The following is a 17,780-nucleotide window of genomic DNA, read 5'->3' as shown; positions in this document are numbered from 1 at the left end:
AAGCTGAAAAGTTGGCATGATTTTAGGGTAGTTTTTAGAGACGACAATACACCCTTTAGTGAAACGTATCGTAGAACATATTTTCCTGCTGCTGGCTGTTGTGTTCATTAGCATGTCAGCTCTGTATTACTCGCTGCTGGAACAGAATTCCCCTGGAGCCACCGACGAGCAATACATTTTTTCGGTTCAGCAGCGGGTAAAGGAAGAAATGCAGGTCAGCAACAACGAGCTGGCCAAAGTGGTGGCTATCCTGAAAACCAAAGCCAATCCTACGTTCGCCGACCTACGTATCGACGCTCGCTATCCGTATTTTGTTTTCCGCAACAAACAACTCGAATACTGGTCTGACTATCGCTTCATTCCGGATTATTCCACTGTTGAAAGTATTACCAACCCAAAACTGGTTGATTTTGAGCAGAGTCGATATATTGTCAGCCACCAACGAGTACGTTCAGGTACCGATCAGGTAGATGTGTTCTCACTAGTGAATGTATATCGGTATTATCATTCCAACAATACTTACCTGAAGTCGGGCTACAATCCTGATTTATTCAGCCAGGACCCGCAGGATGTTGTTTCTGAGCGCCAAAAGGATTTTCAGTCCATATATGATAATTCGTCGGCTTTTCTATTCTCGGTAATACCACCCGTGGTAGATGCCTACCGAAATCAAAATACACCGACGAATACGGTAATCCTGGCAACAGTCGGGATTGTCTTTCTGGGCATTTATCTGATGCAACTAATGCTTCGGCTAATGCGGAAGCGTCGGTATGAATTGGGATTTCTCTGCCTTGCGGGTTATCTGGTAATCCTTCGGGCGGTTATGCTTTATTTCAGCGTACCGTTCCTGTTTTATGATATCGACCTGTTTAATCCAAAGTATTATGCCTCGTCGGTGCTGGTGCCTTCATTAGGCGACTTGCTGGTGAATGCTGTCTTCGTGGTTATTCTGGCCTTTTACTGGGTTCGTCATTATTACCGATCACGGTCGTACATGGCATTGCTGCATCTGCCTTCATGGCTGCAACTGGTGCTTTCTGTAGGCTGTATTGTATTTAGCTACGTTGTTTTCGCGCTTTGTTACGGGGAGCTAAACAACATTTATGAGAAGTCACAGTTCACGCTCGACATTACCCTCAGCATACATTTTTCGTTTCTAAAAACGGTGTGTCTGGTGGTATTCATCACCATTTCCTCCATTTATTTTCTGATTATCCACGTACTGGCCAGTCTGTTTCTGCGATTCAACCGCAACAAACCTTTGCTGATCGGTTTAGCACTGATTATGGCAGGCACCATTCTGAGTGCAGGTATGTGGCTCGCCCTTGGGGGATCGATGGACAGTGTTTTTCTGCTGAATGGATTTTATCTGGTGCTCATCTATATTTCAGAGCTTCCCAGAAGCCTTTATTCCTTTCGGTATAAAACGTCGTCTTATCTGTTTCTGGCCGCTCTGATATGCGCTGTCATGACTTCCTACGTAGTATACAAACAGGAAATTAGAAAACAACTGGTTCATAAACAGGAATTTGCGACGCAGCTTCTGGCCGAGAATGATCAGTTGGGCGAATTTCTGATGAGTAAAGCGCAGGAACTGATTCAAAAAGATGCTGATATAAGCCGGTCGCTCCAAACCGATACGTTGTTCGTTCGGGAACGTATCCAGCACCGGGTAAAAAACATACACCTCGATAAATATTTTGACAAATATGACATCGAAGTTTTATCGTTCAAGGCCAACGGACTTCCTGTCGATATAAGTCCAAACGCGGTACCGCTTGCTACGTTGACCAGTCGTTATCGTCAGCCAACCTACAAAACAGCGTACCCAGGAATTTATTTTGTCAATGAAGTCGGTAATGAATTTGTCAAGCAGTACCTCTGCTTTATTGGAATTCCATCGAACAGGCCCGCTTCGGCATTTAGTGATGGGCGTTCGGCAAGCCACCGCGATACGGTTGGCTACGTAGTACTCGATCTTCGGCTACGTAACGAACTTCCCAAAAGCGTATATCCCGAATTATTAGTTGACACTAAATTTACCCAGAACCCTGACATTCAAAAATATAGCTATGCCTTATTTAGCGGCCCCATGTTAGGCGGCCGGACGTTGGGACAGATGCAGCCTCGAAAGATTTATAGCACAGGCAGTTACAATTACGACCGTAAATTCAACCTGGCCATGCTGACAAATCCGGCCTTGTTTACCACCGGATTAGCCAGCAACGGATACCACCACGTAGCACAGCGTGGGCAAGACGGACGTATCATCGTCGTATCGTCGGAGGCTTATCCGTTCAAGAATATTTTTTCCAACTTCTCATTCCTGTATTTACTGCTGGTGGTAACGGTTATTCTGGTTATCATCGGTTACGCCATTAAATACTTCTTTTCGCAGTACGGCATTAACTACTCGACCAAAATTCAGATGCTGCTGAATTTTGCGTTCTTTTTGCCACTGGCGTTGGTCATTCTACTTATCTCGCAGGATATCAGCTCTAACTACATTGACAATCAACGTAGTACGTATCTAAGTAATACACGTAACATCGCGACCAATTTTCTGGCGTACCTGGATGAACACCTCAACCAAAAGAAACGTAGTAAGGCGTCGATGGAGGAAGAACTGGCTAAGATTGCGCGTGATGCCGACCTCGATATCAATCTATTCGATACCAAAGGCCACCTGTACACATCGACCCGGCCGTTAATTTATGAAAGTGGCTATCTCTCCAAGCAGATTAATCCGGAGGCATACATTCACGTCATTGAGGACAAAGAGAGCGAACGTTTGCTCGATGAATCGCTAGGGAATAAGCAGTATCGGACAGCCTACGTGGGCGTAAAAACCTACGATGGACGCTTGTTAGGTGTGCTTAGTATTCCGTATTTCTACGCCCAGCCTGAACTCGACCGACAAATTATTGAAGTAATGGCGTCGGCGCTGAGCGTATTCTCAATTCTGTTCCTGATCTTCCTGGTCCTGTCGTATATCGCGCTGCACTTCCTGATAAAGCCGTTAAAACTACTTACGCAGAAAATCAGAAAAACCAACCTAGAGCACCGAAACGACCCCCTCCCCTGGCGGACCGACGACGAAATCGGTTTATTGATTCGGGCGTATAACCGGATGCTGGTGAAGCTTGAAGAAAATAAACAGGCGCTCGCGCAGACCGAAAAACAATCGGCCTGGCAGGAGATGGCTAAACAGGTGGCGCATGAAATCAAAAACCCACTGACACCCATGAAACTGACGTTGCAGCATTTGCAACGTACATTGCCGAATCAGAGTAATTCAGCGAATGGCAACAACGATCCAGCCCGACGTATCATTTTACGAACGTTTGATTCTCTGCTCGACCAGATTGATACGTTAAGTGATATTGCTACGTCGTTTTCTGATTTCGCTAAGATGCCACTTCCCAAGCGGGAAACGTTTGAAGTGACGGCCGTGCTAAACAAAACCGCTGATTTGTATGCCGATAACCCGCGCCTAACGCTACGTCGGCAGATTGCGAAAGGCCCAATCTGGACTACAGGCGACCGACAAATGATTGGACGTATCATTACTAATTTGATTGTCAATGCTATTCAATCGGTGCCGCCAAGCCGCAAACCCATCATTGAGTTGAAGTTGTTCATCAATAATGATGACGTACAGATTGAAATTCACGACAATGGAGCGGGCATTCCTGAAGCCATTCAGGGTAAAGTCTTCTTGCCTAATTTCAGCACAAAACAAGAAGGTTCTGGCTTAGGACTGGCCATTGCCAAACGAGGCATAGAACACGCTGGAGGAACGATCTGGTTCGAAACGGTTGAAGGAGTCGGTACGTCATTTTTTATATCACTGCCGCTTGAGAAAGTTGCGGAAGCACCTGCCAGCCAGCCAGTTAATTATTAAAGTTGCTTGTCTTCCGCTTTTTTTACTATGCTGCTGAGGGATGCATCTTTAACTTTCTTTACCCGTAGGTTTAAGCACTTTAAGTTGCATCCTTCAGCAGCAGGATAAAAATTTCAAAGCTATAAGAATCAAGGATTCACTACTCAATCGTTACGTGTTTCCAATTCTCCCCCGACCGGATTCGATTGAGTTGCGTGTGTGTGATGCCAAATTGCTTAGCGATCATTTTCAACCGATTCTTATCATTCTGGAGTAGTTTTTTGATCATCTTCACCTTGCTTTCAGTTAATTTATAGTTACGAGTTTGGCGGGGCAACTGGCGATTTTTTAGATTAGGATTATTTCGATTGTGCTCAATCATTTCCTCTTTAGTCACCCAGCGCAGATTTTGAAAGTAATTGTTCTGCTTGTTATGATCGAGGTGGATCACAAAAAGCTGTTCGGGCTGATCGCGTTTAATAAAATGTTCGGCCACTAGTTTATGTACGTAGCGATTCAGCGTCTTTCCAGCCGAACGAATATTTAATGATCGATACCCTTGAATCACAGACCCTTTAATGAGCGTACTACTGGGCTTACTACCCGGATGGGTCGACGCTGCATTCTGGAAACTCCGCAGCCTGCCGTAATTTGAGACTTCATAATGGGGTGGATTTAGTACATTTTCGAATAGAATAGGCACCCAGTGCTCATTCCAAAAACTCTGGTTTCCTTTGGTATCCATGACCGCAACAGTTATACATAGATTTTTTTTATGGGCAGCAAAACGTTAGGGAGGTATGAGCTTAACAATTTTAAATTGAAATGGTTATGATATTTCCCCATCAAATTTTCAGCTCATTTCACTCCCAGTATAGTCGTTAATTTATATACGATATCCCGTCAGAATAACGTAATGATGTTTGTCTACGAAACTGCCAGACCCTTAGAATGGTTATAGAAAAGACCAGATTATGCAAACAGGCTGGCGGTCAATAGCATGAATACTACCAGTAAAAAAACATTAGTTATGGGGGCCACTGAAAATACGGGACGGTATGCTTATCTGGCCACCAATAGCCTGCTACGTCATGGGCATCCGGTTGAACTGGTTGGCTTGAAAAAAGGGCAAATTCAGGGCCATACCATTCAGACTGGACAGCCTCCGCTCAATGATATTGACACGGTAACCATGTACGTTGGCCCTCGCAACCAAGTCGATTTATACGAATACATCAAAAGTCTTAAACCCCGTCGGGTTATTTTCAATCCAGGTGCTGAGAATCCCGAATTTGAGCAGCAGCTTCGGGAGGAAGGCATTGAGCCGATTGAAGCTTGTACGCTCGTCATGCTTTCAATCGGAACGTACTGATTGAGTGACCAATTGTAACGTAGCACAGTCTCTGTATCGACCGATACTATTTTCATGCTTCGCCCTTTTCTGTTTACTGTCTTTTTAGCAATTGCATTTTTTGTAGCCAAACAATATTTTGCCGTTTTGTGGCTCCATCCGAAGTGGACCATATTACTGGTATTCTTTGGTAGTATATCCGTACTCACGCAACGACTTGTAGAGACTGGTTTACAGGGAGATCGCTCCCGATTTATCCCTTTGTATCTGGCAGCTACCGTAGCCCGAATGATATTGGGATTAGCCTTTGTTGGTTTTTTCCTGTTCCGTCATATCGAGCAGCGGAGAACATTCATTTTGGACTTTCTTGTACTATATATATTTTACGCAGGCTTTGAGATTTGGGCGCTTACTCGTAACTTGCGACGCGATTCGTAAAAACGATCTGTTACATCATATGTTGCGTTCGGAGATTAATAGATTATTATTGATAACGGCTCTCATTCTGAGCTCGTTAGTTGGCGTTCGTGCGCAGGAGCACGGACATGGTGGAGAACCACACACAGAACACGCTGGAGACGAAGCGGGTAAGAAAGGAAAATTTGATGTGGGTAGCATGATTATGCACCACATTAAGGATGACCACGGCTGGGAGTTCGCTCATGGCGTTACGTTGCCACTACCAGTTATTCTTTATTCAAGCGACCGGGGTCTTGAAATTTTCTCTTCTTCACGGCTGGCACACGGCGAAGTTTACAACGGTTACAAAAATGAGCATGGTAAAATTCACCGTGTTCACGAAGCTGGTGAATCAGGCCACGAAGCGAAAGTTTACGACTTTTCGATCACCAAAAACGTAGCATCGCTGCTGTTGAGTGCAGCCATTATGTTACTGGTGTTTTCGGCGGTGAGTAGCGGCTATGCTAAAAACAAAGGCAAAGCTCCTAAGGGAATTCAATCGTTTCTGGAGCCTATTATCCTGTTCGTTCGGGACGAAATTGCCAAACCAAGCATTGGCCCAAAATACACGAAGTATCTTCCCTACCTGCTAACGCTGTTCTTCTTCATTCTGACGAACAACCTGCTTGGTCTGCTGCCGGGAGCCGCTAACCTGACTGGAAATATTGCTGTTACGTTGGTACTGGCTGTTATTACATTTCTGATTGTTACGTTCAGCGGCAACAAGCATTACTGGTTGCACATCCTGAAACCAACGGGTGTTCCAGTTGCTTTGCTGCCAATTATGATTCCGGTTGAGATTGTGGGCGTGTTCATGAAGCCTTTATCGCTCATGATCCGGTTATTTGCCAACATTACCGCTGGACACATTATTATTCTCAGTTTGCTTGGCCTGATTTTCATGGCTAATCACATGGGCGGTATGGGCACAAGTGTTGCCATTAGTCCAGTAGTAATGTTTTTCACCTTGTTTTTGAATATTATCGAATTGCTGGTTGCTTTCCTTCAAGCGTTCATTTTCACCCTGCTGACAGCCATGTACATCGGCAGTGCGGTGGAAGAACACCACGAAGCTGACCATGGTATCGGTTACGAAGGCGCAGAAGCGCACTAATTCTAATGAGTAATGTTGAATGACTAATGTTTAATGTTCGCAATCTGCCCGTTATTCATATCTCATTACACTATTCATTCCTCGATTGCAATCTTTTGTTTCACTTATAAATTGTTTGAGTTTTATGTTGTCCATGTTATTTGCTCTGCTGTTAGAAGCTACTGGTAGTGTTTCGGTTATGGGTGCCGCTGTTGGCGCTGGCCTTGCTGCTATCGGTGCAGGTCTGGGTATCGGTCGGATTGGTGGTAGTGCTATGGAAGGTATTGCCCGTCAGCCAGAAGCGGCTGGTCGTATCCAAACCGCCATGCTGATCATCGCGGCTCTTATCGAAGCCGTGGCTCTGTTCGCAGCCGTTATTTGTCTGCTGGTTGCTACAGCCTAAGCAGCGACTCAAAAAAGAGTAGGCTGGTTGCATTAGGCGCTGGCTCTCCTACTCACCCGATTTCGGAAATCTGTTTGTCCATTTGGGGTTGCCGATGGGCAAACAGCTTCCAGCAAAAGATTGAAAAAAGAGTGATGTATGGGGTATGAACGATGGTTTATAATCATACATCGAAAAGTGAAGTCGTTAATCAAACATCGAAAATCGTAAATCCATGGATTTGCTTACTCCCGATCTTGGTCTTTTATTCTGGCAGGTTGTTGTTTTCCTCGGCCTGTTTCTAATTCTGCGCGCTTTCGCCTGGAAACCTATCACGGATAGCCTGAATGAGCGCGAAAACAACATTCAAAGTGCGCTTGATCTGGCCGAAAAAACCCGACTGGAAATGACAGCCCTGAAAGCCGATAACGAAAAACTGCTGGCTCAGGCACGTTCGGAGCGTGAAGCTATCCTGCGTGGTGCTAAAGAAACCGCTGACAAAATGGTTGCCGATTCGCGTGACAAAGCCGAAGCAGAAGGCAAACGAATTCTGGAGCAGGCTCGCGAGTCGATGCAGAATGAGCGTCAGGCGCTGGTGCAGCAAATGAAAAAAGAAGTCGTTACGTTATCGCTCGATATTGCGGAGAAAGTGCTACGTAAAGAACTGAGCGACAAAACCGCGCAGGAAAAACTGGTTACTGATTTAGTTGCTACCTCAAACCTCAACTAATCGATATGGCTGTTGCTACAGTAGCTGCTCGTTATGCCAAATCGCTGTTGGATTTGGCGCAGGAAAAGGGCATTACGGAGAAACTGTATAAGGATATGCAGTTTTTCAAAAAGACAGTAGAGCAAAGCCGCCCACTGTTATTGATGTTGAAGAATCCGATTGTACGGGCTGAAAAGAAAAGCGCTATTATCAAGGCCGCTTTCAACAGCCATGTTGATCCGGTCACGATGTCGTTCTTTCAGATCATCGCGAAGAAGAACCGCGAAGGTATTATGGATGAGATCGCCAATGAATTCATCAATCAGTACGATCGGATGAAAGGCGTTGAGCGGGCAACTGTTATCACAACCGTGCCGCTTACCGACGCACTACGTACGAAATTTAAAGATATGGTTGCTAAGACAACCGCTGCAAAACTGGTTGAACTGGACGAAAAAATTGATACTCGGCTGATTGGCGGCTATGTACTACGTGTCGGTGATCAGCAAATTGACGGGTCTATTCGTAGTCAACTAAACGATCTACGTCTGAAGTTCCTGAATTAAGTTCTTCACGGTTCATACATAGAAAAGCCCCTGTTTTACCTAAACAGGGGCTTTTCTATGTATGAACCGTGAAGAGGGCAAAAGATTTAAGCAAATGAAGCGTGTTTATCAAAACGCGACTTATTATATGTGATCGTAGACAGGCTCAGCCTGAAAGTCAACGGCACACAACTGATTTTGCTACGTAGTAGCTCAGATAAAAGACTGACTGGTAACAGACTTATAACCGTAGCGATCCTGCAGGCCGGTATGTGTTTATGAGCACTCCTGTTGGTGTAACTTGGGTGCTGACGAAAGAAAGTTTGCATGGGTCAACACTATCCGAAAAAAAGCGTTTACCTCGACCCAGCAAGACTGGGTAGACCAGCAATACAACCTCGTCGGCCAATCCCTGATCGAGCAATACTGATGTCAGCGTTGAACTTCCCCAAACGATCAAGTCAGGACCTTCCGTTGACTTGATCTCGCGAATACTTGCTAGAATGTCCGAGCCTAGGGCCTTAACTGGTCCCCATTCGAGAGTATCAGGTCGATGGGTCGCTACGTATTTCGTCGCATTATTTATACCATTGGCTATCGGAGTATCGCCAGCATTAGGCCAATAGCCAACCCAGAGATTGTAGGTATGTCGGCCTAGCAACAGATCGAAGGAGTTACCCTGCGACTTGATGACGGCTTCTAGCCCCGCCGAACTTAGATAAGGCATCGACCAATTGCCATACGCAAAACCTTCACTGTTTTCGTGTTGAATTACGCCATCCAGGGTAACATGCGCCATGATTCGGATCGTTCTCATTGTGTTTATTATTGGTTTACTGTTTACACAAAGTTAACCCAGACAAGCTCCGTATATGAGGTGCAATCTTGACAATATCAGGGCGTTTTGCGACCAATTATACTTGTTAAAACGAGGTCGTTCCGGTCAATGTTAGAGATTCATGAAAATGTCTTGAAGACCAACTTTATTCACTCTGCACATATCATAGAAAAGACGTTTCAAATATGTTCGCACATCAATAATGACAGGGAAATTAGTACCATTTCTCATATCCTTCGCTTGGCTTCCAATCAGATTTTGGTTCGAAATGTTTCCATAAAATAGCCGCTACGTTCCGTAATAGTGTAAAACCTTCGTTGTTACGTTGCCAACTCGTATCTCGCTGATTTTTAGTCATGACGCAGTATACATACGCGCCGTGGGGAGCTTCTACCAGCACCACTTCAGAGCGTGATTGGTCTACCGCACCGTTTTTAGTAACCACTTTTACGTTGGGCGGAACCTGCGACAATCCGTGACTATCCCAAAACTGCCGACCTAAATTTCGATACATTTCTTCGCTGGCATCAGAACTGACTGCCTTTCCCTCCCGAATGTATACAAGCAGTTCCGCCAACTCGCGGGGCGTAGTTTGCCCCCAACCATAGCGTGTTCGATTTGCCTCCCGACCGGGCGTGCGCGAGTTAACACGGGTTTTGTGGAATCCGTTGGTTTCGAGCCACGTATTAATGGCCAGACCGCCACCCGCCAGTGCTTGACACCACAAACTGCCCGTATTATCGCTGATCGTTTCCATAAGCATAACTACTTGACTCAGTGGTATCTTAGCCTCATTTTTTAGTGAACCGACAATACCATCGTCGTAGTGCAGCGAATCCTGATACGTCAACTCCTGCTGATACGTTAATTCGCCCTGATGAATCTTCGCAAATAGACCGCACTGAATAGGAATTTTAATAGTACTTGCCGTCGGGAATAACGTATCAGCGTTGATAACTACGCCTTTTCCAGTCCGAAGATTTCGCACGTAAATGCCGGCATCGCCCTGAAAACCAGCTAGTGCCGCCCGAAGTTCACGCTCTATTTTAGCGTCATTACGTAGCTGACCAATTGCTGACGGCTGACATACAACGGGACTCGCTAAGAGTAAGAATACCAAAATGAGTATAGCAAAAGGCATTACGTATTAATTTGTTTGACTAGTTTAAAATGAGTCAGTTTGAACGCTTCACGCTCATAAAAGCGGACGGTATCAGCGCGTTTCTGGTTCGTCGTAACTTCCAGATTGACAAAGTTTTCCTGAATGGCTACCGTAGTAAGTGCTTCGATAAGCTGATGACCAATTCGCAGGTTACGGACATCAGACCGGACGAATAACTCCTGAATTTCGCCAACTTTTCCTACATGATGCAGCAGTTGCTGTACATGACAACTAACAAATCCTACGACTTCACCCGCTAATTCGGCAACTAGATAATGAACTGACGGACTGGCCAAGTTGTGGTCAAAAATGTATTGAAAAGCATCCAGATCAAGGCGTGTTTCTTCGAGCGTGCACAGAAAGTCGTAGATAATCGCTACGTCGGTCTGACTGGCTTCCCGGATACGCAGAGCATTCGATAAAGAATGGGGCATTCGTTCGTGGAGCGTTACCGATTGGGAAAAACGTCGTCTAATATTCCTGTAATTTATCGGACTCAAAAACATGTTTGCCGGTGAGTTCCTGCTGCATGGTGGTAAGCATGGCGTTGGCAACCTTTTCGGCTTCAATTCCCTTGTATTTATCAGGAATCAGTGGCTTAAACAACCGCATAAAACCAGCCCCGATACGTTCGCCAAATCGGCTTTCAGAACGGTTTCCTAACAGAAGCGAAGGCCGAAAAACGAGTAACGTGGGGAAGTTTAGAGCAGTCAGATCTCGCTCAACTTCGCCTTTTACCTGATTATAGAAAAATGAAGAGCTAGTGTCTGCACCCATGGCTGTAACGATAGCGAACTGTTGAGCGCCATTGGCCAGCCCCAGTCGGGCAACATCGAGTGGATATTGATAATCGACTTTTCGGAAGGCCGCTTTCGAGCCAGCTTTTTTCATGGTTGTGCCCAGGCAGCAGAATATATCATCGGCCTGGGTGAGTAAGCCATTGGGATGGTCGAAGTCAAAAACGATTTCCTGCAAACGTGGGTGTTGCCAATTCAGTGATTTTCGTACTAAAACTTTTACTTTTTCGTATACAGGAACTTCAACGAGTCGATGAGTAAGTATGTCGCCAATCAGGCCTGTGGCGCCTACTACGAGCGCGGTTTTATGCATAGGTACAGTCATGACGAGAAATAATTTCTGCTAATTTAGTCGCTTCATCCATTTAGGATGATCTATCCACTTAAAACCTATTTTATGCGTCTCCTACTATTTTGTTTTTTGACGGCGGCCTCACTAGGTATCGCCTTCCGACCCAAAGACGACGATTTCATCAAACAGTTGCTTGAACGCCTGCAAGCGTATAACCGGCAACGACCAACTGAAAAAGTATATGTTCACACCGACCGGAATGTTTATCTGACCGGCGAAACGATCTGGCTAAAAGGGTCTCTTTTTAACGGAAACACCCACGATGCCGATACGTCAAGTAAAGTTCTATATGTCGATCTGGTAGATATGGTTGCCAAACGTACCAAATTGCGGATGCAGTTGCGGGCCATAAATAGTTACGCCCCCGGCCAGCTTGTCCTCCCCGATACGTTGCTGGCCGGTACGTATCTGCTGCGGGCCTACACAAATTACATGAAGAATTTCCCGGACACGTATTACTTCTCGAAGACGCTCACCATACTACGTCCGGACGAAACTTCTGTTAAAGGAAAACGTAGTGCCGTTACGTCCAATGCAAAGCTTGACGTGCAGTTTTTGCCCGAGGGCGGTCAGTTGGTAGCAGGAATTGAGAGCCGCGTTGCCTTTAAAGCGATTGATGGTAACGGACAGGGAATACCGGTGCGAGGATTCGTGCTGAATGCGCAAAAAGATACCGTAAGCGGGTTTTCGAGCCGTTACCTGGGTATGGGATTCTTTACGCTTAAACCCGAACCAGCCCAAACCTACACGGCCTTTGTGCAAACGGATAAAGGGTTATTAGTACCGTATCCAATGCCGTCGGTGCAAGCCCAGGGTGTAATAATGCAGGTTGATAATCTGAGCAACAAAGAGAATGTGATTGTCTATGTTATTCACAATAAGCCGGTTACCGATATTGGTGCTACGTTAACGCTGGTCGCGCAAACGCGCGGGCTTGTTGTGAGTGCTGCCAAAATTCCGATTACTAAGAAAATGTCGGCGCTACGTTTGCCGAAGAAAGAGTTTCCTGAGGGAATCGCGCAGATTACCATTTTCGACGAAACCAACAAACCGGCCGCCGAACGTTTGGTTTTCATCAATAAAAACGAACAACTACGTATCCAGATAGCGCCGAACAAAGCAATAGTTAAAAATCGCGAACAGGTTAATTTGGACATTACGACCACCAATGCTGAAGGCAAACCCGTTTCGGCCAACCTATCACTGGCGGCCGTTGACACACGTTTATCGCCAGAAGCTGATTCAAATGCTGCGACTATCGTTTCCCATTTATTACTTGCCTCAGACCTGACCGGCACCATTGAACAACCCGATTATTATTTTAATCCGACCAATACCGACCGCTGGATCCAACTGGATTTATTGTTGATGACGCAGGGTTGGCGTCGTTTCACGTGGCCGGACGTACTGGCAGGAACTGTACCAGCGGTTAGGTATCCAGTTGAAGAAGGGTTATCGCTCACGGGGCGCGTGGTACGTCCGAATCAGAAAGATATTGGTGGGAAAGTCGCTTTGACGTTTGTTTTATCAAGACGCGACAGTACGCGGGCGTTTATGATGGGCGAAACCGACGAAGCAGGAAATTACGGAGCTTACAATCTAGACTTTTCCGACACTACGACCGTATTCATTCAGGGTGTAAAAGGATCGAACAATCGAAATCTGGTTATATCGCTTGATCAGTTAGTAGCCCCTCCCCTAACCATTTTGCGTGTTCCTTATAACCCGCTGGAAGTCAATCGGGATGAGTATGCTGAATTTATCAGACGAGCCAAAGAATACCAGGAGATTGAAAGGCAGATCCGCCAAAACAGAGAAGTATTGCTACAAGCGGTTACGGTAAAAGCGAAAAAACAGGAACCAACTGACTCTCGAAAAATTTACAGCCATGCCGACGCAACGGTAAAATTCGACGCTATGAACACCGCCGGACGATTAACGATTCTGGATGTAATTCAGGGTCGGGTAGCGGGGCTGCAGGTCACGGGTTCGGGCATGAGCGCCCGCGTTCAGATTCGCGGTGCAGTTAATTTCAGCGGCCCGGTTGAACCGCTGTTTGTTATCGATGGTATGCCGACCGACCTTCAGGGAGCCATGAGCATTTCCGTGCAGGACGTCGATCAGGTCGATGTTTTAAAAGGAGCATCGGCAGCAATTTACGGCTCACGAGCATCAGGGGGCGTCATCTCGATTCTGACCAAACGTGGTAATTCTTCGTATGATTATTCAAAAGACGTAGCACCGGGTACGTTGGTGGCGAAGTTGCCCGGTTACGCAGCTGTTCGCGAATTTTACGCACCTGAATACACTACGTCCAAACCCGAACACGTACGACCCGATTATCGAACAACGCTGTTCTGGTCTCCCCTAATTCAGACCAATGCCGAGGGAAAAGCCAACGTATCGTTTTTCACGTCCGATTCAAAAACAACGGTACGCTTACAGGCTGAAGGGGCTACGTTCAATGGGATGCCCGGCGTGGGACGTAGTACGTTGCGGGTGGAGTAAAAAAACAACTCCCCGGAAACGTAGTGTTTTCGGGGAGTTGGTAATATTAACTCACAGCTTAAACGGCTCCCTGAATCTTCATGTTGATGGGGTCCCAACCAACAATTTTCTTCTGGAAGTAACTCATATTTCCGCACTGGGTTGGACCACAGGCCCGTAGTCCGAACGTAGCATCTTCGATGTTTGGGGCACCGGTACGTATCGAGTTGAAGAAATTGACAAAGTGTTCGTAACGATCACCTTTGTAATCGGTTGGGAAAGCATATTTAAACTCCTTAGGCCCAACCAATTCAGGTTTCTGTGGGTATAGCTTCTGGTATTCAGCGATGTACAGATCTTTCTGGTCTTTCGGGAAATTGCCAACCGACATGCCGGGTGCTTTCGGGAATTTATTCCGGTGAACGGTCAGGCTGTCCATACCAATCGACAGGTCACCTTCGGTACCGACCAGGCGTACTAAATAACTACCTCCTCCCCCATCGACGAAGTTAGAACGGGTAGTCAGGTTAAATTCCGGGTGTTCGGCCGTTTTTGGATAATCGTAGATACTCAACTGAATATCAGGCACATCACGACCATCTTTCCAATAACGTAGTCCACCAGTTGAGTAAACGCGGGTTGGTCCTTTTGAACCGGTGATGCAGTGAAGTGACGTCAGCAGGTGAACGTACAAATCTCCAGCGATACCCGTACCGTAATCGGTGTAGTTACGCCAGCGGAAGAAGCGAAGCGGATCCCAGGCACGTTTAGGCGCCGACCCCAGGTACGTATCCCAATCGACGGTTTGCGGAGACGCATCGAGAGGCACCGAATATTGCCAGGCGCCTTGGGCGCTATGTCGGTCGTAGATGGCTTCTGCAAATACGAGTTCGCCAATATCGCCGGCTTTCAGCAGTTCGCGGGCTTTGGCAATAAGCAGCGAACTGGCAAACTGGCTACCTACCTGAAACACTTTACCCGTTTCCTTCGACACTTTAATCAGCGTATGACCATCGTCAACTTTCTGCACCATAGGCTTCTCGCAATAGACGTGTTTGCCTTTGCGCATGGCGTCGGACGAGATTTTTTCGTGCCAGTGGTCGGTGGTGCCATTGATAATGGCGTCAACATCACTACGTTCCAGAATTTCGCGGTAGTCTTTCGTTACAGGCAGGCTATCTCCCCAAAGTTCTTTCGCCCGGCGCAAACGGCCATCGTAGAGATCGCACGCTGCTACCATTTCAACGCCTTCAACCATCAGCGCGGTTTGCATGTCGCCAATGCCCATACCACCTGTTCCGACGAGTGCCATCCGTACCTTGTCATTAGCAGCCGTGCTGCTATGGCTACGTACCAGGTTGAGGTATTGGGGAATAACGGTTGTGTTCGATGCAGTTTCGGCCAGAGCGGCAGGGGCCGTAGCTGCGGCCGTTCCGGCCAGACCAAGCGTTTTCAGAAACGATCGCCGGGAAGAATTATTGGCGTTTTCCTGCGACGTTGCCTGTTTTTTATTTTTCATGTACGACTAGGATTGGGAAAGAAAAAAATCCAATAAAAATAACATAATTTGCCCAAAGTCGCAGCCATAAATCGCTGAAGTTCTCAATCGTGGGCGAACGCAGTGCACTACGCTAGTTAATCCGCCACCCACCAAACGGCTTAACTGTTGCGCAGTTAGGGCTACCGTCTTTGCCCGTTCCCGGAACCTGCGTTATCAGCATTTGATCGGGATTCTGAGCCAGTTGCAGAATCATTTCCCAGCTTAAACCTGTTAGCGGTACTTTCAGCCGACGACTCCATTCGGTATCATGCTGACCCGCACTCTTACCAATATTGAGGTAAACAAAACGACCGTCGGGCGGCCCCTGAACGAATGGCCCTAGTAAAATAAGTGATTGATTATTTGTAGAATTGCCCTTAACCCGAGCCGTACACGTAAACGACAAATCGGCTCCGGTAGAACGCTGTGTCTGGATGGTTTCGTAGGTATGCCCGCTCCCTTTTTGCAGTCCAAAATCGACGCCAGGAGTTGGCTTCTCCAGCACAATTTGCAAACGTATTTCCTGCTCCATTTTACTTCTTCTTTTTTGCCTGCTTTTTGATTAATTCCTGCTCCTGATTCTTTTGAGCGCCATACTGCACGATTTTCGTAATGAGTTGGGCCGGAATCGGTTGGTTAACCGGAAGATGGATGGCCGATTTCGTCTGTCCATATTTACTCAGTTCATCCTTAAATGGAATCATAAATCCGGGTGGTATGTAGAGGCCATAATGATTTTTGTTGGCCGCAAACCAGACAAGCTTGCCGTGATATTTGTACCCCGGCATTTGATAGCTGATTGATTCCTCTACGTCAGGAACGGCCTGCTTAATGATCTGCCTGATTTCAGTCAGCGCAGCGCGCGTCGATTCGGGTTGTAAGGCAATGTATTCGTCAACAGTAGCGAATTGTTTTTTGGTCGAGTTGTCCATTAGGTATGATTGTATTTTATTTCGAATGGGAACAGATGACGTATCACTACGTTACCCGTCCACATACTACGTTAAAAGTTAACTTCCATACGCTTTTCCTCATTTGCTACGTATTACCCTGAATTCCTGACACTATTTATGAAAACAAAACTTTTACTGGTATCCGGCTGGCTGGTCACGGCCTTGAGCCCGGTGCTTGCGCAGACAACTCCTCTACCCACCATTGGCCAGGTGGTGCGTGCCGATCCGCGTCTGGACAAACTAATCCCAACCGAATCAAAAATTGAAGTATTGGCCGACGGTTTCATGTGGACCGAAGGGCCCGTCTGGGTGAAAAGCGAAGCGTTTTTGCTCTTTTCTGACATTCCACAAAACACCATTTACAAATGGACCGACAAGGAAGGTGTAACAACTTTTTTGAAGCCGTCGGGCTACACCGGCGTCGGTACGTATGGCGACGAACCCGGCTCTAATGGACTGGCCATTGACAAACAAGGCCGACTGATTGCATGCGAACACGGCGACCGACGTATCACGGCTATGCCCATCAACGGGAATGGCGGTAAACGCACACTGGCCGATAATTTTAATGGAAAACGCTTCAACAGCCCCAACGACGTAGTGGTGCATTCCAACGGGAGTTATTACTTTACCGACCCACCCTACGGCATGCCGAAAAAAGAGAAAGATCCGGGTCGCGAAACAGACGGTTATGGCGTTTACCGGATTGCCCCCGAACGTAACGGTGTAGCGGGAGCTGTCTCCATTGTCGTTAGTGATTTATCCCGCCCCAACGGCATTGCCCTCTCGCCCGATGAAAAAACGTTGTTCGTGGCCCAATCGGACCCGCTACGTCCGGTAGTGATGTCTTACCCCATACAGGCGGACGGATCAGTTGGGAAGGGACGTATTGTTTTCGGTCCTGAGAACATGAAAAAGCAAAATTTGGAAGGCGGTTTCGACGGTATGAAAGTTGACCGGGATGGAAATCTGTGGGTTACTGGCAGCGGGGGCGTATTAGTGCTGGCTCCCACGCAGGGCACGGGTCCGTACGATTTTTTAGGCCATATCAAAATCGGAGCGGCCACCGCCAACTGTGCCTGGGGAGACGACGGTACCGTGCTGTACATCACCGCCGATATGTACCTCTGCCGAATTCGAACAACGGCCAAAGGATGGTGATAGCTAGTAATGAATTATAAGTGATGAGGGATGAACGGTTTGCCTCAGCAGTTTGCTGACGCCTG

General features: G+C 46.8%; 16 protein-coding genes. 8 read left to right on the top strand and 8 right to left on the bottom strand.

Features of this window, described 5'->3' with window-relative positions; all coding sequences use genetic code 11:
• Positions 1-58 precede the first annotated feature (58 nt).
• Positions 59-3,907 (top strand): sensor histidine kinase, encoded by a 3,849-nt coding sequence (locus tag ACYVF1_RS08445; RefSeq protein WP_461077518.1) that lies wholly within the window; start codon positions 59-61, stop codon positions 3,905-3,907.
• Positions 3,908-4,046: 139 nt separating this feature from the next.
• Here ACYVF1_RS08445 and ACYVF1_RS08440 read toward each other — a convergent pair whose 3' ends face one another.
• Positions 4,047-4,631 (bottom strand): HNH endonuclease, encoded by a 585-nt coding sequence (locus tag ACYVF1_RS08440; RefSeq protein WP_461077516.1) that lies wholly within the window; start codon positions 4,629-4,631, stop codon positions 4,047-4,049.
• A gap of 255 nt (positions 4,632-4,886) precedes the next feature.
• Between ACYVF1_RS08440 and ACYVF1_RS08435 the strand changes: the two genes are divergently transcribed.
• The 5 genes from ACYVF1_RS08435 (at position 4,887) to atpH (ending at position 8,446) form a co-directional block, all read left to right on the top strand.
• Positions 4,887-5,258 (top strand): CoA-binding protein, encoded by a 372-nt coding sequence (locus ACYVF1_RS08435; protein WP_461077514.1) that lies wholly within the window; start codon positions 4,887-4,889, stop codon positions 5,256-5,258.
• Positions 5,259-5,694: 436 nt separating this feature from the next.
• Complete coding sequence (gene atpB, locus ACYVF1_RS08430) at positions 5,695-6,810, top strand: F0F1 ATP synthase subunit A (protein WP_461077512.1); 1,116 nt, start codon at positions 5,695-5,697, stop codon at positions 6,808-6,810.
• Between the two features lie 133 nt (positions 6,811-6,943).
• Positions 6,944-7,192: an ATP synthase F0 subunit C gene (atpE, locus tag ACYVF1_RS08425; RefSeq protein ID WP_394355941.1), complete on the top strand. Its 249-nt coding sequence runs from the start codon at positions 6,944-6,946 to the stop codon at positions 7,190-7,192.
• 214 nt (positions 7,193-7,406) lie between these two features.
• On the top strand, positions 7,407-7,901 hold the full coding sequence (atpF, locus tag ACYVF1_RS08420; RefSeq protein WP_461077510.1) for a F0F1 ATP synthase subunit B: 495 nt from the start codon (positions 7,407-7,409) through the stop codon (positions 7,899-7,901).
• 5 nt (positions 7,902-7,906) lie between these two features.
• Entirely contained in the window at positions 7,907-8,446 is a 540-nt protein-coding gene (atpH, locus tag ACYVF1_RS08415) for an ATP synthase F1 subunit delta (protein WP_461077508.1), read from the top strand.
• Between the two features lie 220 nt (positions 8,447-8,666).
• Here the strand turns inward: atpH and ACYVF1_RS08410 are convergent, their stop codons facing one another.
• The 4 genes from ACYVF1_RS08410 to ACYVF1_RS08395 form a co-directional block, all read right to left on the bottom strand.
• Positions 8,667-9,242 (bottom strand): dihydrofolate reductase family protein, encoded by a 576-nt coding sequence (locus tag ACYVF1_RS08410; RefSeq protein ID WP_461077506.1) that lies wholly within the window; start codon positions 9,240-9,242, stop codon positions 8,667-8,669.
• Between the two features lie 235 nt (positions 9,243-9,477).
• Complete coding sequence (locus ACYVF1_RS08405) at positions 9,478-10,404, bottom strand: serine hydrolase (RefSeq protein WP_461077504.1); 927 nt, start codon at positions 10,402-10,404, stop codon at positions 9,478-9,480.
• Entirely contained in the window at positions 10,404-10,859 is a 456-nt protein-coding gene (locus tag ACYVF1_RS08400; RefSeq protein WP_461077502.1) for a GNAT family N-acetyltransferase, read from the bottom strand. The genes ACYVF1_RS08405 and ACYVF1_RS08400 overlap by 1 nt, the downstream gene beginning before the upstream one ends.
• A gap of 37 nt (positions 10,860-10,896) precedes the next feature.
• Positions 10,897-11,547, bottom strand: a complete 651-nt coding sequence (locus ACYVF1_RS08395) for an oxidoreductase (protein ID WP_461077500.1) — start codon at positions 11,545-11,547, stop codon at positions 10,897-10,899.
• Positions 11,548-11,619: 72 nt separating this feature from the next.
• On the opposite strand from ACYVF1_RS08395, the gene ACYVF1_RS08390 reads away from it, so the two are divergent.
• Positions 11,620-14,082 carry a TonB-dependent receptor plug domain-containing protein gene (locus tag ACYVF1_RS08390; protein ID WP_461077498.1) on the top strand — a complete coding sequence of 821 codons (2,463 nt, stop codon included), beginning with the start codon at positions 11,620-11,622 and terminating at the stop codon, positions 14,080-14,082.
• 58 nt (positions 14,083-14,140) lie between these two features.
• Here ACYVF1_RS08390 and ACYVF1_RS08385 read toward each other — a convergent pair whose 3' ends face one another.
• The 3 genes from ACYVF1_RS08385 to ACYVF1_RS08375 all read right to left on the bottom strand — a co-directional run bounded on the left by ACYVF1_RS08385 (position 14,141) and on the right by ACYVF1_RS08375 (position 16,533).
• The gene (locus ACYVF1_RS08385; protein WP_461077496.1) at positions 14,141-15,580 is read right to left on the bottom strand and encodes a Gfo/Idh/MocA family protein; all 1,440 of its coding nucleotides are present in this window, start codon (positions 15,578-15,580) and stop codon (positions 14,141-14,143) included.
• Positions 15,581-15,692: 112 nt separating this feature from the next.
• Positions 15,693-16,133, bottom strand: a complete 441-nt coding sequence (locus tag ACYVF1_RS08380; RefSeq protein ID WP_461077494.1) for a DUF5990 family protein — start codon at positions 16,131-16,133, stop codon at positions 15,693-15,695.
• A 1-nt stretch (position 16,134) separates the two neighbouring features.
• Positions 16,135-16,533, bottom strand: a complete 399-nt coding sequence (locus ACYVF1_RS08375) for an iron chaperone (RefSeq protein ID WP_461077492.1) — start codon at positions 16,531-16,533, stop codon at positions 16,135-16,137.
• Positions 16,534-16,671: 138 nt separating this feature from the next.
• Here ACYVF1_RS08375 and ACYVF1_RS08370 point away from each other — a divergent pair, with 138 nt between their 5' ends.
• Positions 16,672-17,715: an SMP-30/gluconolactonase/LRE family protein gene (locus ACYVF1_RS08370; protein WP_461077490.1), complete on the top strand. Its 1,044-nt coding sequence runs from the start codon at positions 16,672-16,674 to the stop codon at positions 17,713-17,715.
• Positions 17,716-17,780 lie beyond the last annotated feature (65 nt).

Source organism: Spirosoma flavus, from assembly GCF_054778555.1.
The sequence above is the reverse complement of the archived record's forward strand: the minus strand, read 5'-3'. Positions and strand labels throughout refer to the sequence as shown.

Coding starts and splice junctions, on each gene's coding strand:
- atpH (WP_461077508.1), top strand. CDS start 7,907: ATGGCTGTTGCTACAGTAGCTGCTCGTTATGCCAAATCGCTGTTGGAT.
- ACYVF1_RS08410 (WP_461077506.1), bottom strand. CDS start 9,242: ATGAGAACGATCCGAATCATGGCGCATGTTACCCTGGATGGCGTAATT.
- ACYVF1_RS08440 (WP_461077516.1), bottom strand. CDS start 4,631: ATGGATACCAAAGGAAACCAGAGTTTTTGGAATGAGCACTGGGTGCCT.
- ACYVF1_RS08370 (WP_461077490.1), top strand. CDS start 16,672: ATGAAAACAAAACTTTTACTGGTATCCGGCTGGCTGGTCACGGCCTTG.
- atpF (WP_461077510.1), top strand. CDS start 7,407: ATGGATTTGCTTACTCCCGATCTTGGTCTTTTATTCTGGCAGGTTGTT.
- ACYVF1_RS08400 (WP_461077502.1), bottom strand. CDS start 10,859: ATGCCCCATTCTTTATCGAATGCTCTGCGTATCCGGGAAGCCAGTCAG.
- atpE (WP_394355941.1), top strand. CDS start 6,944: ATGTTATTTGCTCTGCTGTTAGAAGCTACTGGTAGTGTTTCGGTTATG.
- ACYVF1_RS08375 (WP_461077492.1), bottom strand. CDS start 16,533: ATGGACAACTCGACCAAAAAACAATTCGCTACTGTTGACGAATACATT.
- ACYVF1_RS08380 (WP_461077494.1), bottom strand. CDS start 16,133: ATGGAGCAGGAAATACGTTTGCAAATTGTGCTGGAGAAGCCAACTCCT.
- ACYVF1_RS08395 (WP_461077500.1), bottom strand. CDS start 11,547: ATGACTGTACCTATGCATAAAACCGCGCTCGTAGTAGGCGCCACAGGC.
- ACYVF1_RS08435 (WP_461077514.1), top strand. CDS start 4,887: ATGAATACTACCAGTAAAAAAACATTAGTTATGGGGGCCACTGAAAAT.
- atpB (WP_461077512.1), top strand. CDS start 5,695: ATGTTGCGTTCGGAGATTAATAGATTATTATTGATAACGGCTCTCATT.
- ACYVF1_RS08390 (WP_461077498.1), top strand. CDS start 11,620: ATGCGTCTCCTACTATTTTGTTTTTTGACGGCGGCCTCACTAGGTATC.
- ACYVF1_RS08385 (WP_461077496.1), bottom strand. CDS start 15,580: ATGAAAAATAAAAAACAGGCAACGTCGCAGGAAAACGCCAATAATTCT.
- ACYVF1_RS08405 (WP_461077504.1), bottom strand. CDS start 10,404: ATGCCTTTTGCTATACTCATTTTGGTATTCTTACTCTTAGCGAGTCCC.